This is a genomic window from Gluconobacter sp. Dm-74, assembly GCF_018256135.1.
In the GTDB taxonomy this organism is placed as follows: domain Bacteria; phylum Pseudomonadota; class Alphaproteobacteria; order Acetobacterales; family Acetobacteraceae; genus Gluconobacter; species Gluconobacter cadivus.
Genome location: NZ_JAERLX010000004.1, coordinates 211,970 through 231,088, shown reverse-complemented (window position 1 = coordinate 231,088; position 19,119 = coordinate 211,970). Strand labels below are relative to the sequence as shown.

General features: G+C 61.1%; 19 protein-coding genes. 12 read left to right on the top strand and 7 right to left on the bottom strand.

Annotated features, from left to right (window positions below; genetic code table 11):
- Positions 1 to 77: 77 nt before the first annotated feature.
- The 7 genes from JK208_RS08795 to JK208_RS08765 all read left to right on the top strand — a co-directional run bounded on the left by JK208_RS08795 (position 78) and on the right by JK208_RS08765 (position 7,147).
- Complete coding sequence (locus JK208_RS08795) at positions 78 to 341, top strand: exodeoxyribonuclease VII small subunit (RefSeq protein ID WP_211575604.1); 264 nt, start codon at positions 78 to 80, stop codon at positions 339 to 341.
- Positions 338 to 1,243 carry a polyprenyl synthetase family protein gene (locus tag JK208_RS08790; protein WP_211575601.1) on the top strand — a complete coding sequence of 302 codons (906 nt, stop codon included), beginning with the start codon at positions 338 to 340 and terminating at the stop codon, positions 1,241 to 1,243. The genes JK208_RS08795 and JK208_RS08790 overlap by 4 nt, the downstream gene beginning before the upstream one ends.
- Positions 1,244 to 1,247: 4 nt before the next feature.
- Entirely contained in the window at positions 1,248 to 3,230 is a 1,983-nt protein-coding gene (dxs, locus tag JK208_RS08785) for a 1-deoxy-D-xylulose-5-phosphate synthase (protein WP_099286829.1), read from the top strand.
- A 7-nt stretch (positions 3,231 to 3,237) separates the two neighbouring features.
- On the top strand, positions 3,238 to 3,999 hold the full coding sequence (locus tag JK208_RS08780) for a TlyA family RNA methyltransferase (RefSeq protein WP_211575598.1): 762 nt from the start codon (positions 3,238 to 3,240) through the stop codon (positions 3,997 to 3,999).
- Between the two features lie 81 nt (positions 4,000 to 4,080).
- On the top strand, positions 4,081 to 5,304 hold the full coding sequence (gene rlmN, locus JK208_RS08775; RefSeq protein WP_211575595.1) for a 23S rRNA (adenine(2503)-C(2))-methyltransferase RlmN: 1,224 nt from the start codon (positions 4,081 to 4,083) through the stop codon (positions 5,302 to 5,304).
- Positions 5,305 to 5,381: 77 nt separating this feature from the next.
- Positions 5,382 to 6,614, top strand: a complete 1,233-nt coding sequence (locus tag JK208_RS08770; RefSeq protein WP_099286832.1) for an argininosuccinate synthase — start codon at positions 5,382 to 5,384, stop codon at positions 6,612 to 6,614.
- A gap of 26 nt (positions 6,615 to 6,640) precedes the next feature.
- Positions 6,641 to 7,147: an FKBP-type peptidyl-prolyl cis-trans isomerase gene (locus tag JK208_RS08765; RefSeq protein ID WP_211575589.1), complete on the top strand. Its 507-nt coding sequence runs from the start codon at positions 6,641 to 6,643 to the stop codon at positions 7,145 to 7,147.
- 27 nt (positions 7,148 to 7,174) lie between these two features.
- On the opposite strand, the gene JK208_RS08760 is transcribed toward JK208_RS08765, so the two are convergent.
- Positions 7,175 to 7,717, bottom strand: coding sequence for a thymidine kinase (locus tag JK208_RS08760; protein WP_211575588.1), 543 nt, complete (start codon positions 7,715 to 7,717; stop codon positions 7,175 to 7,177).
- Positions 7,718 to 7,812: 95 nt separating this feature from the next.
- Here JK208_RS08760 and JK208_RS08755 point away from each other — a divergent pair, with 95 nt between their 5' ends.
- Both JK208_RS08755 and trpS read left to right on the top strand, forming a co-directional pair.
- Positions 7,813 to 8,298 (top strand): c-type cytochrome, encoded by a 486-nt coding sequence (locus JK208_RS08755; protein ID WP_349291973.1) that lies wholly within the window; start codon positions 7,813 to 7,815, stop codon positions 8,296 to 8,298.
- A gap of 42 nt (positions 8,299 to 8,340) precedes the next feature.
- Positions 8,341 to 9,330, top strand: coding sequence for a tryptophan--tRNA ligase (gene trpS, locus JK208_RS08750; protein WP_194267997.1), 990 nt, complete (start codon positions 8,341 to 8,343; stop codon positions 9,328 to 9,330).
- A 4-nt stretch (positions 9,331 to 9,334) separates the two neighbouring features.
- Here the strand turns inward: trpS and lpxB are convergent, their stop codons facing one another.
- From lpxB to rpmI, 5 genes are all read right to left on the bottom strand, one after another.
- Complete coding sequence (lpxB, locus tag JK208_RS08745) at positions 9,335 to 10,582, bottom strand: lipid-A-disaccharide synthase (protein ID WP_194267996.1); 1,248 nt, start codon at positions 10,580 to 10,582, stop codon at positions 9,335 to 9,337.
- Positions 10,579 to 13,047 (bottom strand): phenylalanine--tRNA ligase subunit beta, encoded by a 2,469-nt coding sequence (gene pheT, locus JK208_RS08740; RefSeq protein WP_211575584.1) that lies wholly within the window; start codon positions 13,045 to 13,047, stop codon positions 10,579 to 10,581. Before pheT ends, lpxB begins: the two co-directional genes overlap by 4 nt.
- A gap of 1 nt (position 13,048) precedes the next feature.
- Positions 13,049 to 14,119, bottom strand: coding sequence for a phenylalanine--tRNA ligase subunit alpha (gene pheS / locus JK208_RS08735; RefSeq protein ID WP_211575580.1), 1,071 nt, complete (start codon positions 14,117 to 14,119; stop codon positions 13,049 to 13,051).
- A 99-nt stretch (positions 14,120 to 14,218) separates the two neighbouring features.
- Positions 14,219 to 14,575, bottom strand: a complete 357-nt coding sequence (rplT, locus tag JK208_RS08730) for a 50S ribosomal protein L20 (protein ID WP_062033041.1) — start codon at positions 14,573 to 14,575, stop codon at positions 14,219 to 14,221.
- A gap of 14 nt (positions 14,576 to 14,589) precedes the next feature.
- Positions 14,590 to 14,790 (bottom strand): 50S ribosomal protein L35, encoded by a 201-nt coding sequence (rpmI, locus tag JK208_RS08725; RefSeq protein WP_046901279.1) that lies wholly within the window; start codon positions 14,788 to 14,790, stop codon positions 14,590 to 14,592.
- A gap of 310 nt (positions 14,791 to 15,100) precedes the next feature.
- Here rpmI and JK208_RS08720 point away from each other — a divergent pair, with 310 nt between their 5' ends.
- The 3 genes from JK208_RS08720 to JK208_RS08710 all read left to right on the top strand — a co-directional run bounded on the left by JK208_RS08720 (position 15,101) and on the right by JK208_RS08710 (position 18,632).
- Positions 15,101 to 17,527: a glucose/quinate/shikimate family membrane-bound PQQ-dependent dehydrogenase gene (locus JK208_RS08720; RefSeq protein ID WP_211575578.1), complete on the top strand. Its 2,427-nt coding sequence runs from the start codon at positions 15,101 to 15,103 to the stop codon at positions 17,525 to 17,527.
- A gap of 133 nt (positions 17,528 to 17,660) precedes the next feature.
- Positions 17,661 to 18,314 carry an energy transducer TonB gene (locus tag JK208_RS08715; protein ID WP_249202032.1) on the top strand — a complete coding sequence of 218 codons (654 nt, stop codon included), beginning with the start codon at positions 17,661 to 17,663 and terminating at the stop codon, positions 18,312 to 18,314.
- A 108-nt stretch (positions 18,315 to 18,422) separates the two neighbouring features.
- A complete protein-coding gene (locus JK208_RS08710) occupies positions 18,423 to 18,632 on the top strand; it encodes a hypothetical protein (RefSeq protein ID WP_211575576.1) in 210 nt (69 codons plus the stop codon).
- Between the two features lie 39 nt (positions 18,633 to 18,671).
- Here JK208_RS08710 and JK208_RS08705 read toward each other — a convergent pair whose 3' ends face one another.
- Positions 18,672 to 19,112 carry a SufE family protein gene (locus tag JK208_RS08705; protein ID WP_211575574.1) on the bottom strand — a complete coding sequence of 147 codons (441 nt, stop codon included), beginning with the start codon at positions 19,110 to 19,112 and terminating at the stop codon, positions 18,672 to 18,674.
- Between the last annotated feature and the right edge of the window lie 7 nt (positions 19,113 to 19,119).

The window sequence follows — 19,119 nt, the reverse complement described above, 5'->3', positions numbered from 1 at the left end:
GTGCGGGGCTGGCAAAAACTGTCTTCTGCCTGTAATCCCCTCGCTACCTTGTTCCAAAGTGTGCCTTGAGGCTTTTCATGCCCGAACCCATTGATGCCCCCATAGATGCCCTGTCTTTTGAGGATGCCCTGTCCGAACTGGAGAGGATCGTCCGTGGCCTTGAAGGCGGTCAGATGAAACTCGAGGACGCTATTTCCGCCTATGAACGCGGTGCTGCCCTGCGCAGACATTGCGATGCGAAGCTGGGAGAGGCCGAAATGCGTGTGCGTGCCATCGTGCAGAACGATGACGGCACGACAGGCACGGAGCCTCTTGCCGATACCGGAGACTCCGGCCGATGAATGCCCCTACCCCGTCTGTTTCCCTGAAGGACGCGCTCTCCCGCGCCTGTTCTGAAATTGAAAATACGATCGACGCCCTTCTGCCCATGGTTCCGGGAGACGAGTCCGTTCTTCTGGACGCCATGCGTTATGCCGCCCTCGGCGGCGGCAAGCGTCTGCGCGGTTTTCTGACCGTCGAAGTGGCGACATTGTTTGGCGCAGACCGCGAAGCCGCCCTGCGCGTTGCCGCATCGGTCGAACTGCTGCACGCCTATTCGCTGGTCCATGACGATCTGCCGTCCATGGATGACGACGACCTGCGACGCGGTCAGCCGTCCACGCACAAGCAGTTCGACGAAGCGATCGCGATTCTGGCAGGCGATGCTCTGCAAACCCGTGCTTTCGAAATTCTCGTCGAACCCGAAACTAGCCCCAACCCGGCCGTCCGCGCCAATCTGGCCCTTGCCTTGGCGCAGGCCTCTGGATCGGCTGGCATGGTCGGCGGTCAGGTCATCGATATCCGTGGCGAAGGCCGCGCCCTGCCGCTGGATCAGGTGCGCCGTCTGCACGCCCTGAAAACTGGCGCCCTCATCCGCTATGCCGCCGAGTCCGGCGCCATTCTGGCTGATGTGGACGATGAACGCCGCGCTGCCATCGTCGCCTATGGCCGCGATCTGGGCACCGCGTTTCAGGTCGCCGATGACGTTCTGGATTCTACCGCTACCGCCGAGGAACTCGGCAAAACCGCTGGCAAGGACGAAGCCAGCGGCAAATCAACCTATGTCTCCCTGCTTGGCATCGACGGTGCCCGCGCCGAAGCCCGTCGCCTGAGCGACCGGGCCCGGGAGGCTCTTTCATCCTTCGGTGCACAGGCCGACGCCCTCAGGGCACTGGCAGATTATGTCGTCGAGCGCAGGAACTGATCCCATGAGCAAGAATTCCTCCACGATTCCTACCTATGGCCGCTATCCCGAACTGGATCGCGTCCGCTTCCCTGCCGACATGCGGAACCTGTCCGTTGACCAGCTCAAGCAGCTTGCCGACGAACTGCGCTCGGAAACCGTTGACGCCGTCTCCACCACGGGTGGCCATCTCGGCGCCTCTCTCGGCGTGGTCGAACTGACCGTCGCCCTGCACGCCGTCTTCAACACGCCGGACGACCGCATCATCTGGGATGTCGGCCATCAGGCTTATCCGCACAAGATCCTGACCGGTCGCCGCGACCGGATCCGCACCCTGCGTCAGCCCGAGGGTCTGTCCGGCTTCACCCGTCGTTCGGAAAGCGAATACGACCCGTTCGGCGCAGCACATTCGTCCACGTCCATCTCGGCGGGCCTCGGCATGGCCGTCGCGCATCACCTGCGCGCAGAAGAAGACCCGAGCTATCACGAACGCAACGTCATCGCCGTCATCGGCGATGGCTCGATTTCGGCTGGCATGGCCTATGAAGCCATGAACAATGCCGCAGTCGCAGGCCCCGGCGCAAACCGCCTGATCGTGGTGCTGAACGACAACGAAATGTCGATCGCACCCCCGGTCGGCTCAATGTCGGACTACCTGTCGCGCCTGATGTCTTCGCGCCAGTTCTTCAGCCTGCGCGATCTCGCCGGCAAGGTCGCCAAGCGCCTTCCGGGCAAGATCGAGCGCACCGCCAAGCGCGCCGAAGAATATGCCCGCGGCCTGATCACCGGTGGCACGCTGTTTGAAGAGCTCGGCTTCTATTATGTCGGCCCGGTCAACGGACATGACATGAGCCAGCTCGTGCCGATCCTGCGCAACCTGCGGGACGCCGACGATCAGGGTCCGATCCTGCTGCACATCATCACCGAGAAGGGCCGTGGCTACAAACCCGCCGAAGCCGCCGGTGACAAGTATCACGCTGTCAGCAAGTTCAACGTCGTCACGGGTGAGCAGAAGAAGGCCCCGGCCGGTCCGCCGAGCTACACCTCCATCTTCAGCCGCGAACTGATGCGCCGCGCCAAGACCGACGACAAACTCGTCACGATCACGGCGGCCATGCCGTCCGGCACGGGTCTGAGCGCGTTTGCCAAAGCCTATCCGGACCGCTTCTTCGACGTCGGTATTGCCGAACAGCACGCCGTCACTTTCGCAGCCGGTATCGCATCCGAAGGTCTGCGCCCGTTCTGCGCGATCTACTCGACCTTCCTGCAGCGCGCCTACGATCAGGTCGTGCATGACGTCGCGCTCCAGAACCTTCCGGTCCGCTTCGCCATCGACCGCGCCGGTCTGGTCGGTGCCGACGGCGCCACCCATGCCGGCTCATTCGACCTGAATTACCTGTGCTGCTTGCCGAACATGGTCGTCATGGCACCGTGCGACGAGATCGAACTGCTGCACGCCACGGCGACGGCCTGTGAATATGACGCCGGACCGATCGCCTTCCGCTACCCGCGCGGCAACGGCATCGGGCTTGATCTGCCTGAAAAGGGTGAAGTTCTGGAAATCGGCAAGGGCCGCATCGTCCGCGAAGCCCGCCGCGCCCCGAATGCCCGCGGTGGCGTCGCCATCCTGTCGCTTGGTCCACGCCTGCATGAATCCCTGCGCGCCGCCGACCTTCTTGCCGCACAGGGCGTTCCGGTCACGGTCGCCGATGCCCGTTTCGCCAAGCCGATCGACAAGGCTCTTGTCGAAGACCTTGCCAACCAGCATGAAGTCTTCATCACGCTTGAAGAAGGTGCCATTGGTGGCTTCAGCAGCCTCGTCGTGCAGCACCTTGCCGAGACCGGCCTGCTGGACAAGGTGAAGTTCCGCCCGCTCGCCCTGCCGGATCGTTACATCGACCACAACACGCAGGACGCCCAGTACGAAGAAGCCGGCCTGACCGCGCCGAACATCGTGCATGTCGCAGCCACGGCTCTGGGCGTGGACGTCGCCCAGCAGTCCGCCTGAGCGACTGATGGCCAAACGCCGCGCCGACCAGCTCCTTGTTGACAGGGGGCTGGTCGAAAGCCGGACGCGGGCACAGGCCCTGATCATGGCTGGCCTCGTCTATACCAGCGACCGCCGGATCGCGAAGGCTGGCGACCAGCTTCCCGAGGATGCCCCCCTCGCCCTCAAAGGGCAGGACCATCCCTGGGTCTCGCGCGGCGGGCTCAAGCTGATTCACGCCATTGAACATTTCGGACTGGACCCGAAAGGCCGTATCGCCATTGACGTCGGCGCCTCGACCGGAGGCTTCACAGACGTCCTCCTGACCCACGGTGCCGAAAAGGTCTATGCCGTGGACGTTGGACATGGTCAGCTCGCCTGGAAAATCCGTTCGGACGAGCGGGTCGTCGTCATGGAAAAGACGAATGCCCGCGCCCTGACGGTCGAACAGATTCCTGAGCCCGCTGGAATTGTCGTCTGCGATGCAAGCTTCATCGGCCTGCGCACCGTCCTCCCCGCAGCTCTTGAACTCACCACGCCGGATGCCTGGGCCGTCGCCCTCATCAAGCCGCAGTTCGAAGCGGGACGCGGCGAGGTTGGTGCGAAAGGCGTCGTCCGCGACCCTGCGGTTCATGAACGTGTCTGCGAAGAAATCCGCGAATGGTTCGCAGCCCTCCCCGGCTGGAACGTTCTCGGGATCGAAGCGAGCCCCATCACCGGCCCCGAAGGCAACCGCGAGTTCCTGATCGCTGCCAGAAAAACGGTTCCAGCCCAGCCAGAAGCGGAATAGTTTTCCAAAAACAGCTTTCCCGGAAAGACCGCGCTTTTCCTTTGGAACTGCGGGTCTTCTCCGTGCTATGGCTCCGCCGTCATGACAGCCGTAATCCATCCCGACATCCGCCCCCGAATCAATTCCGTCGCCTCCGACGACCTGAACGCTGCCGAGCGCGAGCGTATTCACGCGAAATCCGCCCTGTTCGCGCCGCCCGAAGCGCGTCTCGCGGACGGACGACGCGATCTGGTGGGCCTGTCACGCGAGGAGCTGGCAGCCCTTATGACGGATATCGGCGAGAAGCCTTTCCGCGCCAAACAGCTCTGGCATTGGATCTATCATCAGGGTGCGACCGATTTCTCGGCGATGACCACAATCGCCAAGCCGATGCAGGCCAAACTCGCCGAACATTTCGTCGTCAGCCGCCCCGAGACCGCGACTGAACAGACGTCCGTGGACGAGACGCGCAAGTTCCTCTTCCGCTTCCGTGACGGTCAGGAAGCCGAAACAGTCTATATTCCGGATCGTCGGGAAGACCGGGGTGCTGTCTGCATTTCCTCGCAGGTCGGCTGCACCCTGTCCTGCACCTTCTGCCACACCGGCACCCAGAAGCTTGTCCGTAACCTCGGCCCGGCCGAGATCGTCGGTCAGTTTATGGCCGCCCGGGACAGCTATGGCGAATGGCCCAGCCCCAGCGCGGATATGCCACGCTACCTGTCCACGATCGTGCTGATGGGCATGGGTGAGCCGCTCTATAATTACGAAAATGTCGCAAAAGCCATGCGGATCATCATGGATGGTGAAGGCATCGCCCTCTCCCGCCGCCGCATCACGCTCTCAACATCCGGCGTCGTTCCGATGATGGATCGCTGTGGCGAAGAGCTTGGCATCAACCTCGCGATCTCCCTGCATGCCGTGACGAACGAACTCCGCGACCAGATCGTCCCGCTCAACCGCAAATACCCGATCGAAGACCTGATCGCCGCCTGCCGCCGTTATCCGGCTGCGTCCAACGCCCGGCGTATTACCTTCGAATACATCATGCTCCGGGGCGTGAACGACAGCGAAGCCGATGCCCGCGAACTGGTCCGTCTGATTCGCGACCTTCCAGCCAAGGTGAACCTGATCCCGTTCAATCCCTGGCCTGGCTCGGACTTCCAGCCGTCCAGCCGCGCGCAGATCGCGAAATTCGCCAATATCGTGATGGACGCAGGCTTCGCCTCTCCCATCCGCGCGGCCCGTGGACAGGACATCCTCGCAGCCTGCGGTCAGTTGAAAACCGAAAGCGAACGCCAGCGCCGTACAGCCGCATCGGATACCTGACACGCGCCCGGTTTCCCTCTGTCGGCTGAACTGCTAGAAACGCTTCTCAAACGAAACACACCAAGGACCACACCGTTATGAGTGCCCACCAGGACGTCAAGAAAGTTGTGCTCGCCTATTCTGGCGGCCTGGACACTTCGGTTATTCTTCGCTGGCTTCAGAAAACCTATAACTGCGAAGTCGTCACCTTCACCGCCGATCTCGGACAGGGCGAAGAACTGGAACCGGCCCGCAAGAAGGCCGAGATGTTCGGCGTCAAGGAAATCTTCGTCGAGGATCTGCGCGAAACCTTCGTCAAGGATTTCGTGTTCCCGATGTTCCGGGCCAACACGCTCTATGAAGGCCAGTACCTGCTGGGCACGTCTATTGCCCGTCCGCTGATCGCACAGCGCCAGATCGAAATCGCCGAAGCCGTCGGTGCCGATGCCGTGGCGCATGGTGCGACCGGCAAGGGCAACGATCAGGTCCGTTTCGAACTGGGTTATTATTCGCTCAAGCCGGACGTTAAGGTCATCGCTCCGTGGCGCGAATGGGATCTGACGTCGCGCACAAAGCTCCTCGCCTTCGCTGAAGAGAACCAGATCCCCGTCACGAAGGACAAGCGCGGCGAAGCCCCGTTCTCCGTGGACGCAAACCTTCTGCACTCCTCTTCCGAAGGCAAACTGCTCGAAGATCCGTCGATCGCAGCCGAAGAAATCGTTTTCCAGCGCACGATCTCGCCGGAAGCTGCTCCTGACGTCGCAACGGAAATCGCCATCGATTTCGTCAGCGGTGACCCGGTCGCCATCAACGGCGTCGAAATGACCCCGGCCACCCTGCTGACCCGTCTGAACGAACTGGGCCGCGACAACGGCATCGGGCGTCTTGACATCGTGGAAAACCGTTTCGTCGGCATGAAGTCCCGCGGCATCTACGAAACGCCGGGTGGCACGATCCTGCTGGCCGCGCACCGCTCCATCGAAAGCATCACGCTCGACCGCGAAGCTGCCCATCTCAAAGACAGCATCATGCCGCGCTATGCCGAAATCATCTATAACGGCTTCTGGTTCTCGCCCGAGCGCCGGATGCTTCAGGCCCTCATCGACACCAGCCAGCATTCCGTGACCGGCCGTGTCCGCATGCGCCTGTACAAGGGCAATGTGACCTGTGTTGGCCGTGAAAGCCCGAACAGCCTGTACGATACCCGCGTCGTGACTTTCGAGGACGACGAAGGCGCCTATAATCAGCAGGACGCACAGGGCTTCATCAAGCTCAACGCCCTGCGTCTGCGGCTCGGCGGTCAGATCGGCCGTCGCGGCGGCACGCTCTGACTTCTCAACTGACTCCCCGGGAAACCATGACCAGTCTGATCCGTCTTACATCCGCTTTCGCCCTGTGTGGCGCCTTTGTCCTCGCGGGCTGCTCGGGCGCTCCCAAGCCGGTGGATGATTCCGACCTGACACCGGCGCAGTTCATGGCGAAAATCCATGCCCAGCCCGGCGTCAAGACCCTGCCGGACGGCCTGGCCTACAAGGTTCTCCAGTCAGGCCCTAGGGATGGTGACAGCCCGCATCATGGCTCCACCATCATGGTCATCTACGAGGGTCGCCTTCCGGATGGCGGCATTTTCGACAGCTCCGACCAGCACGGCAGTGGCGCCTACATGGAAATGCCGCTCGACGGCCTTGTGCAGGGTTGGCTTGAAGCCCTTCCCATGATGCATGTGGGCGATGAATGGATGCTCTACCTGCCGCCGAACCTCGGCTACGGCAAGCGCTCCATGGGCATTATCCCGCCAAACAGCCCGCTGATTTTCAAGATCCGCCTTCTGGGCGTCAATAACGGCGGCGGCGGCCAGCAGTAAAAGCCTCCACCTCTGCCGGAGCCGCTCTCAGGGCCGTTCCGGCAGGGTCCAGTGCGCCTCGCAGCGCGCTTCATAAAGCTCCTGATCGCCCGTCTCCAGCAAATGACCGGTATCATGGGTTTTCGCGGTCCACGCGGCGGGCGCACCACAGACATGACAGCGCGCCGTCAAGAGAATAACTTCGTCTGCCTCTCCCCTCAACCGCTCCATGACGTCGAACGGAACGCGCCGGTAATCGGTATCTAGCCCCCCGACGGTCACATCCACGCCCTGCGCCCGAACATTCCGAATATCTTCAACGATATCGCCCTGATAATGCGGCGCAACCCAGAACTGCCCTTCATCCAGAACGATATGGCCGTACCGGTCCGCATCTGCGGGCCATATGTTTACCGACATCGCAGCAAGATGAGATCCATCCCGGCTGACAAGCTCGGCGCCATCGCGCGTATCAAAGCCGGGTTTGAGAGCCAGAATATCCGTCTGCTTTTTCGCGGCAGCAATCAGATGCGCGGATTTCCCCGCAAACATCGGCCCCACATACACTACAAGACGGCCTCTGACGGTCATGGTTTCTCCTCCCGATAGCGCCATGAGCCCTATTACAGCCGATTTGCCAAGCCCCGGACTTGCTGAAACGCCTCCGAAGATGCGACAACGACACTGTGATCAGAATTGACCCAGCCGTCCGACTGCCTCTGTTTCTCGCCATTTTCATGGTGGCGGCCTTCGTTGTCGGTCACGCCTGGGAAAATCGCGCTCAGGCCCCGCGCGAATACGCCAATGAATGCAGTATCTGCCACCATGGCGGTCATGGTCAGGTTTCTGAAGTCGCCCCCATTTTCGGTCGCGTCGGCCCGATCGCACAGAGACCTGCCGGTCATCACTATCTGGTCGATGTCCTGCTTTACGGGCTGAACGGCCCAATCATGGCGGGAGACGGCCACTACAACAGTTCCATGCCGTCTTTCCATCGCCTCTCCAACGACGAGATCGCCCGCATCCTGACATTCGTCGCAAGTCAGGAAATGCCCGCAGACGCCCCCAAATTCACCGCCGCTGACATCGCAGCCGCACGAGCTCATCCGATGTCGGCGGCGGATGTCCTGCAGGAACGCCAGAGGCTGGACCTGCAAACACCCGTTCATTGAAGCCGTTCGCTTCCCCTTTCCCAGCAAATGAAGACAGAACCCATGCAGCGCGTATTTTCCGGCATTCAGCCAACCGGCATTCCCCATCTGGGCAATTATCTCGGAGCGATCCGCAACTGGGTTACGCTGCAGGAAGACCATGACTGCGTCTTCTGTCTGGTGGACCTGCATTCCATCACCATGCCCTGGGACCCGCAGACCCTGCGTGAACAGACGCTCGGTTCGACAGCCTGCCTTCTGGCAGCCGGAATCGAACCCACACGTCTGTACAACCAGTCCGCCGTCAGCGCGCATGCCCGCCTCGGCTGGATTTTCAACTGCGTCTCACGCCTCGGCTGGCTCAACCGCATGACCCAGTTCAAGGACAAGGCTGGCAAGAACCGCGAGAACCATTCGGCGGGCCTGTATGTCTATCCCAACCTGATGGCCGCTGACATTCTGGCCTTCCACGCAACCCGCGTCCCCGTCGGCGAAGACCAGCGCCAGCATATCGAACTTACCAACGATATCGGCCAGAAATTCAATCACGACATGGGCGTGGAGTTCTTCCCGCAAGTGGAAGCCTTCATTCCGCCTGCCGCGGCCCGCGTCATGAGCCTGCGCGACGGCAGCAAGAAAATGTCCAAGTCCGACCCGTCAGAACAGAGCCGCATCGTCCTGACCGACACAGCAGACGACATCGCCTTGAAAATCCGCCGCGCCAAGACCGATTCCGAACCGCTCCCCAGCGAAATGGACGGTCTGAGCGAACGTCCGGAAGCCCGGAACCTCGTCTCCATCTATGCAGCCATGTCGGATGAAACACCGGCAGACATTCTGGCCCGTTTCAGCGGTCAGGGCTTTGGCCCGTTCAAGAACGCTCTCGCGGATCTTCTGGTGGAACGTCTGGCCCCGGTCGCCAGCGAAACGCAGCGCCTGCTTCAGGACGAAGCGCATCTGCTCTCGGTTCTGCGTGCCGGTGCCGAACGTGCAAACAGCGTTTCGGAACCGATCGTTCAGGAAGCCGAACGCCTCGTCGGCTTCCTGCGCTAGGATTTCAGATGCTGGACGACCGGGAAACCGGCTCGTTCAGCAGATCCATGATCTCGGCAGCCGCTGCATCGGCAGGCGTTCCCACAGGCGGCGCGAGCATCTCAAGCACGTCGGCAAATGCCATACGCTGCTTTTCCACCATCTGCGGATCGCTCAACAGCTTCGAGACCATCTCGGCCAGCTTCTTCGGCGTGCAATCTTCCTGAAGCAGTTCCGGCACAACTTCCCGCCCGGCCAGCAGATTGACCATCGCCACATGCGGAACCTTGATCAGACGCCGCGCAATCGTGGCGGTCACCGGATTGACCCGATACGTCACCGCCATCGGCACATTGCCCATCGCAAGCTCCAGCGTGGAAGTCCCTGACTTGGTCAGGGCACACTGCGCGGCTGCAAAAGCATCATGCTTGTCATGAATGTCCGTGACGATATGCGGTTGGATCGGCCATTTGCGGATCAATTGACGAATCGTCGGCGCAATAACAGGCGCAACCGGGATCACAGGACAGATATCCGGATACTGCACCCGCAGAAGATCCAGCATCTTACGAAACACAGGCAGAAGCCGGGGCGCTTCCGAACGCCGACTGCCCGGCATCAGGATCACGACCGGCGCATGGGGCGGAATATTGTGCCTCAGCCTGAACCGCTGCGCATTCCCCTGCCGTACGCCGGACTGGAGCACCGGATGCCCGACAAACCGCCCCTCAAGTCCGCGTTTTGCAAACCATTCAGGCTCGAAAGGCAACAGGCAAAGAAGCCTGTCCCACAGACCCGGAAACTCCTTGACCCGGCTTTCCCGCCAGGCCCAGACCTGCGGCGCCACATAATGAACACGCTTGATCCCGGAACGCTCGATCTTCTGCAACAGCCGCAGAGCAAAACCCGGACTGTCGATCGTCACGACGAGATCGGGTTTCCGCAGTTCGATATCCTGCACGGCCTCCAGAAGCCGCTGCGACAGATGCCGCAGCCGGGGCAGAACTTCGACAAACCCCATTACCGCCAAATCGCTCATGGGAAACAGGCTGTGCAGCCCCAACGCTTCCATGCGCCCCCCGCCAACACCGGCAAAAACCAGCGACGGGTCCTGCGCATGAAGCGCCTGCATCAGGCGCGCACCAATCACGTCTCCGCTGGCCTCGCCTGCCAGAATCCAGATCACCCGCCCATACCGGGGCAAGGGCGTGGTCTTTTGGGAAGGGTCCACCGTGGACTGTCCGTCAGATCCGGATTCTGGAAGAGAGTTCATCGACGCAGTACTGCCCCTGTTGCCTTGAGAACCGCAGCTTCCACCGATTTGGAAACCGCTTCAAGCTGCGTATCCGTAAGACTCTCGCTCTGCGGCTGCAAGACCACTTCCACACCGAGCGAGCGATGCCCTTCCGGCAGACTGCCGCCTTCGAACACATCGAACAGACGCACATCCTGCACCAGATTGCGATCCGCCATCCGCACCGCTTTCAGAACGGCCTGGATTTCGACATCCGGTCCGGCAACGAAGGCAAAGTCACGCCGCACAGGCTGCAACGCCGACAGCACAGGCACGGATTTCCGTTTGATCTTCGGCTGCGGCACCTGATCCAGATAGACTTCAAACGCCACCACGGTTCCGCTCAGGCCCAAGGCGCGTGCAACACGCGGATGCAGTTCACCAAAGCTACCCAGGACCGTCTTCGGTCCCTGCCGGACCTGCCCTGACCGACCCGGATGATAGAAGCCCGGAGCATCCGCCGTCACGGACAGCGCCGCTTCCGGCACACCAAGCGCCACCAGAGCCGCCGATAGATCCGCCTTTGCATCCCACAAGGTTGCGTCATGCGCCGCCACACCCGGCTCCCGCGCTGTCTGTCCGGCCCGCAGCCCAGCAAGACGCAGATGCTGCCCCTCGGCATCAAAGCACGGTCCGACTTCGAACAGCGCGCCTTCTCCCGAGACGCCGAGGCCACGCGCCAGATTACGGGATAGCGCCCGCGCCAGATTGACCAGCGGGGTCGGACGGAGCTGATCCAGATCCGTGGCGATCGGGTTCAGAAGATGCTGGGTCTCCGGCAGATCTCCGAACAGTGCAGCATCGTCCTGCGCCACAAAGGAAAAGCCGACTGTCTCGGTCAGTCCACGCGCTGCACAGATCCGCCGCAACAGAGCCGCGCGGGCCTGAAGAGACGTCACGGCTGGAGCCGGAACCACCGTCGCCTGAGGCAGCGCGACCGCTGGAACATTGTCCAGCCCGTAAAGACGCAGCACTTCTTCAAGAAGATCGCACTCCGCTTCCATAGCCTGAACATGGCTTGCAGCCTTCGCCGCCACAGCCTCGTCCAGCGTCGGGGCCTGTGCCAGAACCTGTCCTGAAGCGATATCATTCCGCCAGGACGGCACAAGGAACGTCGCAGCGTCCGCCGTCTGCTCGGTCACCTCAAACCCGAGATGTTCCAGAGCCCGTACAGCATCTTCAGACGCGATCTCCACGCCACCCAGCGTCTTCAGACGCTCGAAACGCAGCGTTGCCGTCCGCTTCCAGTCCGGCAAAATGCCCGCTTCGGTGATTTCGCTGACTTCACCGCCACACAGATCACGGATCATGATGGTGGCGGCTTCAAGCCCGTTGAGAACCTGCGCCGGATCAATCCCACGCTCGAAACGCTGGCGCGCATCGGTGTGAATGGCCAGACGACGTCCGGTCAGGGCAATCCGCACCGGATCGAACAGGGCGGATTCCACGAACACATCCGTCGTGTTCTCATCCACACCGCTGCTCTCGCCGCCAATCAGCCCGGCAAGCGACTGCACCCCGGCCTCATCGACAATGACCATGTCCTCGGTGCCGAGCACATATTCGCGTCCATCAAGCCCGGTAAAGGTCTCGCGCGCGGCATGCGTCACCGTCAGCGTGTCGCCTTTCAGTTTCGCAAGATCAAAGACATGCAGCGGACGGCCAAGATCGTATGTGAGATAATTCGTCACATCGACCAGCGCGGAAATCGGCTTAACCCCGACAGCTTCCAGACGGCGCCGCAGCCAGTCCGGGCTCGGCCCGTTCTTCACACCCCGGATGACCCGACCGACGATATACGGGCAGGCCGGGTGCTCGATCTTCCATGCCAGCGAAGATGGAAAATCCCCTTCCACGGCTTCCGTGAGCCAAGGCTTTAGACGTCCGATGCCTCCCGCGGCCAGATCGCGCGCAATGCCACGAATGCTCAGCGCATCGCCACGATTGGGCGTAATCGCGATCTCGATAACCGGATCGTCCAGTTCCGCATAGGCCGCGTAGGCCTCCCCGATCGGAGCTGCTTCGGAAAGCTCGGCAATCCCGTTGCTTTCCTCGCCCAGCCCCAGTTCCTTCAGAGAGCACAGCATTCCGTTGCTGTCCTGCCCCCGGATCTTGCCCTTCTTGATGGTGATGTCGAGCCCCGGAACATACGTCCCCGGCGTCGCAAAAATCACATGCAGACCCGCACGGGCATTCGGCGCACCACACACGACCTGCACGTCTTCAAAACCAGCGCCAGCCGCCACACGACACACCTGAAGGCGGTCCGCATCAGGATGACGATGCGCTTCCACGATCTTGGCCGTCCGGAAACCTACCAGACGATCGGCAGGGTTCTCAACGCCTTCGACCTCAAGCCCGATGACATTCAGGCGGGCGCAGATGTCTTCAACAGAAGCCGTAAAATCAAGATGTTCACGCAGCCATGAGAGAGAGAACTTCATGTCACACGCCCTCCGTCAGCGTGGCCGGCGAAAACGCCGAAAATCCATAATGACGCAGCCAGCGCAGGTCACTCTCATAGAAAGAGCGCAGATCGGGGATGCCATTCTTCAGCATCGCCAGACGCTCGATTCCCATTCCGAACGCAAAGCCCTGCCATTCAGCCGGGTCCAGTCCGCAATTCGCCAGAACCCGCGGATGGATCATCCCCGAACCCAAAACCTCAAGCCAGTCAGACCCGCCGCCGATCTCGCCCGTCGCCTTCGACCATCCGATATCAACTTCCATGGAAGGCTCGGTAAACGGAAAGTAAGAGGCACGAAAACGGACCGGCAGGTTTGGTTTGTCGAAATAGACGCGCAGGAATTCGATCAGGCAGCCCTTGAGATGGCCCAGCGTGATATTGCGATCCACCACCAGACCTTCGCACTGATGGAACATCGGCGAATGCGTTGCATCATGATCGGCACGATACGTCCGGCCGGGTGCAATAATACGGACAGGCGGCTGTGAGCCGAGCATCGTGCGGATCTGCACGCCGGATGTCTGCGTCCGCAGCACCCTTGGCTCTCCGCCTTCGGTCTTCGGCGGCAGATAAAATGTGTCGTGCTCGGTCCGTGCAGGATGATGGTCCGGCGTGTTGAGCGCCGAAAAATTGTGCCACTGGCTTTCGATATCCGGCCCTTCGGCAACGGAAAAACCCATCGCACCGAAAATCGCCGTCATTTCCTCAATGGTGCGGCTGATGGGATGGATTGTGCCCGTCACAACCGAAGGCGCTGGCATCGTCACATCGACGCGCTCGGAGCGCAGACGGGCCTGAAGCGCCTCTTCCTCAAGATCGCGACCACGCGCCTCGACAGCGGCCGTCAATTCGTCGCGCAGACGGTTCAGCGCCTGACCGCGCTCCTTGCGCTCCTCAGGTTCCAGCTTGCCGAGCTGCTTGAGCAAACCAGTCAACGCGCCGGATTTACCCAGTGTCCCGACGCGGATCGCGTCCCACTGCGCACGGTCCTGCGCGCCAGCCAGCGCCGCCAGCGTGTCATTCCTGAGTATATCGAGATCGTCAGCCATACCGCCCATCTCCTGCAGCACAAAACAAAACGGGCCGTCCTGATAACAGGACGGCCCGCCAGCCACCAGACCCCGAGGACGGGATCAAGCCGGAAAAGCTCAGCCGAGAGCGGCCTGGGCCTTCTTCACGATTTCACCGAAAGCGGCGCTATCGTCAAAAGCGATGGCAGCGAGAACCTTACGGTCGATCTCGATACCAGCCTTGTCCAGACCGTTGATGAAGCGGCTGTAGGTCAGACCATGCTCGCGGACGGCAGCGTTGATACGCTGGATCCACAGGGCGCGGAAATCACGCTTCTTGTTGCGACGGTCACGATACGCATAACGCAGCGCCTTCTCGACGCGCTCGAGAGCAATGCGATAGTTCGTGGACGAACGACCGCGATAGCCCTTGGCGAGCCCGAGAACCTTCTTGTGACGGGCGTGCGACGTTACGCCCCGCTTGACACGTGCCATAGTACCTTATCTCCTCAGAGCCCGTAGGGCGCCCACTGCTTGATTGTCTTCGCATCCATGTCCGTCATGGTCTGGGGACCACGGTTGGTGCGCTTCATCTTCTGCGGACGGTTGATAAGGCCATGGCGCTTGTTGCCCGGGCCGCACATCACTTTGCCGGTCGCGGTAATCTTGAACCGCTTCTTGACCGACGACTTGGTCTTCATCTTGGGCATTTCGGTCTCCCTCGCCGTAAACGATTGGTCCCTCGCACAGTAGGGACTCTGCACGGCCGGGCATGCCACTCGTGGCCCGGACGCGTGCGCGGAAGCGGTGTCCTTATCGGAGGCCAAAGTATTCTGCAAGCGCATTATTTTCTTGAACGCTCAATCATAAGTGGTCCCTTTCCTCAAGTCACGACGACGTGAATGTCCTCACAGTGACGTGAGCAAAGTGAACCTTCTGACATCTTGACCCTTGATATCCTTCCATGTGCTTTGTCCGGAAGTCACCGTGCTGCACCAGAACAACATCTTCAGGAACATCATGAGCACATCATCCCGGCCAGGGCTCTGGGCCCTGATAACGGCCGCGGTCTTCGCGCTTTGCGGCGCGATCCTTACCGTAGGCGGCGCTTGGGTCGCCGCTATCGGCGGCCCACTCTATTACGTCCTCCTTGGCCTGGCACTTCTTGCCACGGCTTTCCTCTCATTCCGACGCAATCCGGCTGCACTCTATCTGTTCGCAGTCGTCGTTTTCGCAACGGTCATCTGGGAACTCACCGTTGTCGGTCTCGACATCTGGTCCCTGATCCCGCGTTCGGACATCGTCATCATCCTCGGCATCTGGCTGCTGCTGCCGTTCGTCTCCCGCCAGATCGGCGGAACGCGCACGACCATTCTGCCGCTCGCAGGCGCCGTTGGCGTTGCGGTGCTGGCCCTGTTCGCCAGCCTCTTCACGGACCCGCACGACATCAGCGGCGAACTGCCGACGCAGATCGCAAATGCCTCCCCCGTCGACCCGGACAACGTCCCCGCCAGCGAATGGCACGCTTACGGCCGCACGCAGGCCGGTGACCGCTGGTCGCCGCTAAATCAGGTCAATGCATCGAACGTCAGCAACCTCAAGGTCGCATGGCATATTCATACGCACGATATGATGACGCCCAACGATCCGGGTGAAGCAACGAACGAAGCCACCCCGATCGAATTCAACAACACGCTTTACATGTGCTCCCTGCACCAGAAGCTGTTTGCGATCGACGGCGCGACCGGTAACGTCAAATGGGTTTATGATCCGAAGCTCCAGATCAATCCCGGCTTCCAGCATCTGACCTGCCGTGGCGTCAGCTTCCACGAAACGCCGGCCAATGCGACCGATTCCGATGGCAACCCCGCCCCGACGGACTGCGCCAAGCGCATCATCCTGCCGGTTAACGATGGCCGTCTGGTTGAAGTCGACGCAGACACGGGCAAGACCTGCTCGGGCTTCGGCACCAATGGCGAAATCGATCTGCGCGTTCCGAACCAGCCCTACACGACGCCCGGCCAGTACGAGCCGACGTCCCCGCCGGTTATTGCGGACAAGCTGATCATCGCCAACAGTGCGATCACCGATAACGGTTCGGTCAAGCAGGCTTCGGGTGCCACGCAGGCATTCGACGTCTATACCGGCAAGCGCGTTTGGGTCTTCGACGCCTCGAACTCCGACCCGAACCAGCTTCCGGATGAAAACCATCCCGTCTTCCATCCGAATTCTCCGAACTCCTGGATCGTGTCGTCCTACGACAAGAACCTGAACCTCGTTTACATTCCGATGGGCGTGGGCACCCCCGACCAGTGGGGCGGATATCGCACGAAGGATTCCGAGCGTTTTGCTCCGGGCATCGTCGCGCTGAACGCAGACACGGGCAAGCTCGCCTGGTTCTACCAGACGGTTCATCACGATCTGTGGGACATGGACGTTCCGTCCCAGCCGAGCCTCGTGGATATTACGCAAAAGGACGGCACACTTGTTCCGGCCATGTATATCCCGACCAAGACCGGCGATATCTTCGTCCTCGACCGTCGCACCGGTAAGGAAATTGTCGCAGCTCCGGAAACCCCGGTTCCCGGCGGCGCTGCTCCTGGCGATTACACCAACCCGACACAGCGGATGTCCAAGCTGACCCTGCGTCCGAAGAACCCGCTGAACGACTCCGACATCTGGGGCGGCACGATCTTCGACCAGATGTTCTGCAGCATCTATTTCCACAGCCTGCGCTACGAAGGCCCCTTCACGCCGCCGTCGCTTCAGGGCTCGCTCATCTTCCCGGGCGATCTGGGTATGTTTGAATGGGGCGGTCTGGCCGTCGATCCGCAGCGTCAGGTGGCTTTTGCCAACCCGATCTCCCTGCCGTTCGTCTCCCAGCTGGTTCCCCGCGGACCGGGCAACCCGCTCTGGCCTGACGAGAACGCCAAGGGCACAGGTGGCGAAACCGGCCTGCAGCACAACTATGGCATCCCCTATGCCGTCAACCTGCATCCGTTCCTGGATCCGGTGCTGCTGCCGCTCGGCATCAAGATGCCCTGCCGTACGCCGCCTTGGGGCTATGTCGCCGGTATCGACCTGAAGACCAACAAGGTCGTCTGGCAGCACCGCAACGGCACCCTGCGTGACTCGATGTATGGCAGCTCTCTGCCGATCCCGCTCCCGCCGATCAAGATCGGTGTCCCGAGCCTTGGTGGCCCGCTCTCCACGGCTGGCAACATCGGCATCCTGACGTCGTCCATGGATTACTACATCCGGGCTTACAACCTGACGACGGGCAAGGTCCTCTGGCAGGATCGTCTGCCGGCTGGTGCCCAGAACACCCCGATGACCTATGCCATCAACGGCAAGCAGTACATCGTAACCTATGCTGGCGGACACAATTCGTTCCCGACCCGCATGGGCGACGACATCATCGCCTACGCCCTGCCCGATCAGAAATGATCTGACAGGACCACACAGGTCATGAAAAAGGGGAGGTGCCATCCGGCATCTCCCCTTTTTTGATGGCAGCGTACTGGCCACAGACATGTTCGTTACATATGGTAATAATTCGGTCGCAGACGAAAGACATGCCATGACATTGCCCGCCATCCGCCCCGCACTCGCGATAACGGCTGCAGTTCTCAGCACGATAATGGCAGCGCATGCAGAGGACCGCCCCCTCGGGGCCATGCTCGACCCACATCACCACGGCAGGCTCATCTACCCCCCGGCGGAACTCGAACAACGCCAAAATGGAACGGCGCATATCCGCTGTACCATCAGTGCTGCGGGCTTTCCCACAGAGTGCGAGACGACCGCATCACAGCCGGACTTCGCACTCGCCGCCGAAAATCTGGCCTATAGCTCAAAATTCCTGCCTGCTTACGAGAATGGCAAAGCCGTCCAAAGCGCGTGGGAGTACACATACACTTTCCACACGTCCGCCGACCTGACACATCCGCTGCTCGATAAAATGCACTCTGCACCCCCTCATTATCCGGAAGCGGCAGATGTTGCCGCCATCGGGGCACACATCACCGTCACATGCCAGATCGATCAGATCGGGATCGCCCATGACTGCACCGCCAGCGACGGCCCCGCCATCCTGCAACGCGCATCGCTCGCCTATTACAGTCTCGCAAGATACTACCCGGCCCTGAAGAACGGGCAGCCCGTCTCCGCGCAATACCACGGCAGCATCGACTGGGACGCCTCCCACCCGGTAGACCAACAGGGATTTCGCTGATTTTAGAGGGAGTGACGAAACTTGCGTCCCGCCCGCAACCTATTGCATGATTTCCGCCAAACCGGGGCGCGGCGTCCACGACCCGGCCCCCCTCTGGAGACCAGCATCATGTCATTCCGCCGCCTGTCCGTTGCCGCTTTTGCCGTTATGGCCCTCGGTGCCCAGATGGCTCACGCCAAGCCTTGTCGTGACGAAAAGGGGAAGTTCACAAAATGTGAAGCCCCTTCGAAGCCGAAGCCTTGCCGGGACGCAAAAGGCAAGTTCACCAAGTGCCCCGCACCTGCCAGCAGCACGGCTCCTGCAACAGCACCGAAGTAATATTTCACATCCCCGAAGGCTCCAGCCAACGGGGGTTTTTCACGCCTGAAGGGCGGCCCGCTTCTGAATGGCCTGCGCCATGGCTTCCACCCCGTTGCCGCGATTTGTCGAGAGTGCCTTGACCAGCCCCATCTCGTGCAAAAATACCGGACTTGTCCCAAGAATTTCTGCGCTGGATCGGCCTGAGTAAACCCTCAGCAGCAGCGCCACGAGCCCCTGGACGATCGCGGCATCGGACGCACCGGCAAAAAACAGCTTCCCGTCGCGCTCAACTGCTTCAAGCCAGACCTGACTCTGACAGCCCGGCACACGATGCGCATCATCCTGCCAGTCTTCCGGAAAAGGCGGCAGCTTGCGGCCCATCTCGATAATGTACTGATACCGCTCCATCCAGTCATCAAACAGACCCAGCTCAGCCTCGACCTCCTCAATAGCCGCAGCAGCCGTGTCTTCCGGGGGAACAAGATAGGCATCACTCACGCGTCAC

Excerpts from the sequence above, each read along its gene's own strand:
- rplT (WP_062033041.1), bottom strand. The coding sequence starts at position 14,575 with ATGGCACGTGTCAAGCGGGGCGTAACGTCGCACGCCCGTCACAAGAAG.
- trpS (WP_194267997.1), top strand. The coding sequence starts at position 8,341 with ATGCAGCGCGTATTTTCCGGCATTCAGCCAACCGGCATTCCCCATCTG.
- JK208_RS08760 (WP_211575588.1), bottom strand. The coding sequence starts at position 7,717 with ATGACCGTCAGAGGCCGTCTTGTAGTGTATGTGGGGCCGATGTTTGCG.
- rpmI (WP_046901279.1), bottom strand. The coding sequence starts at position 14,790 with ATGCCCAAGATGAAGACCAAGTCGTCGGTCAAGAAGCGGTTCAAGATT.
- pheS (WP_211575580.1), bottom strand. The coding sequence starts at position 14,119 with ATGGCTGACGATCTCGATATACTCAGGAATGACACGCTGGCGGCGCTG.
- lpxB (WP_194267996.1), bottom strand. The coding sequence starts at position 10,582 with ATGAACTCTCTTCCAGAATCCGGATCTGACGGACAGTCCACGGTGGAC.
- JK208_RS08765 (WP_211575589.1), top strand. The coding sequence starts at position 6,641 with ATGACCAGTCTGATCCGTCTTACATCCGCTTTCGCCCTGTGTGGCGCC.
- JK208_RS08710 (WP_211575576.1), top strand. The coding sequence starts at position 18,423 with ATGTCATTCCGCCGCCTGTCCGTTGCCGCTTTTGCCGTTATGGCCCTC.
- JK208_RS08790 (WP_211575601.1), top strand. The coding sequence starts at position 338 with ATGAATGCCCCTACCCCGTCTGTTTCCCTGAAGGACGCGCTCTCCCGC.
- JK208_RS08770 (WP_099286832.1), top strand. The coding sequence starts at position 5,382 with ATGAGTGCCCACCAGGACGTCAAGAAAGTTGTGCTCGCCTATTCTGGC.
- dxs (WP_099286829.1), top strand. The coding sequence starts at position 1,248 with ATGAGCAAGAATTCCTCCACGATTCCTACCTATGGCCGCTATCCCGAA.
- JK208_RS08795 (WP_211575604.1), top strand. The coding sequence starts at position 78 with ATGCCCGAACCCATTGATGCCCCCATAGATGCCCTGTCTTTTGAGGAT.
- JK208_RS08715 (WP_249202032.1), top strand. The coding sequence starts at position 17,661 with ATGACATTGCCCGCCATCCGCCCCGCACTCGCGATAACGGCTGCAGTT.
- JK208_RS08720 (WP_211575578.1), top strand. The coding sequence starts at position 15,101 with ATGAGCACATCATCCCGGCCAGGGCTCTGGGCCCTGATAACGGCCGCG.
- JK208_RS08780 (WP_211575598.1), top strand. The coding sequence starts at position 3,238 with ATGGCCAAACGCCGCGCCGACCAGCTCCTTGTTGACAGGGGGCTGGTC.
- rlmN (WP_211575595.1), top strand. The coding sequence starts at position 4,081 with ATGACAGCCGTAATCCATCCCGACATCCGCCCCCGAATCAATTCCGTC.
- pheT (WP_211575584.1), bottom strand. The coding sequence starts at position 13,047 with ATGAAGTTCTCTCTCTCATGGCTGCGTGAACATCTTGATTTTACGGCT.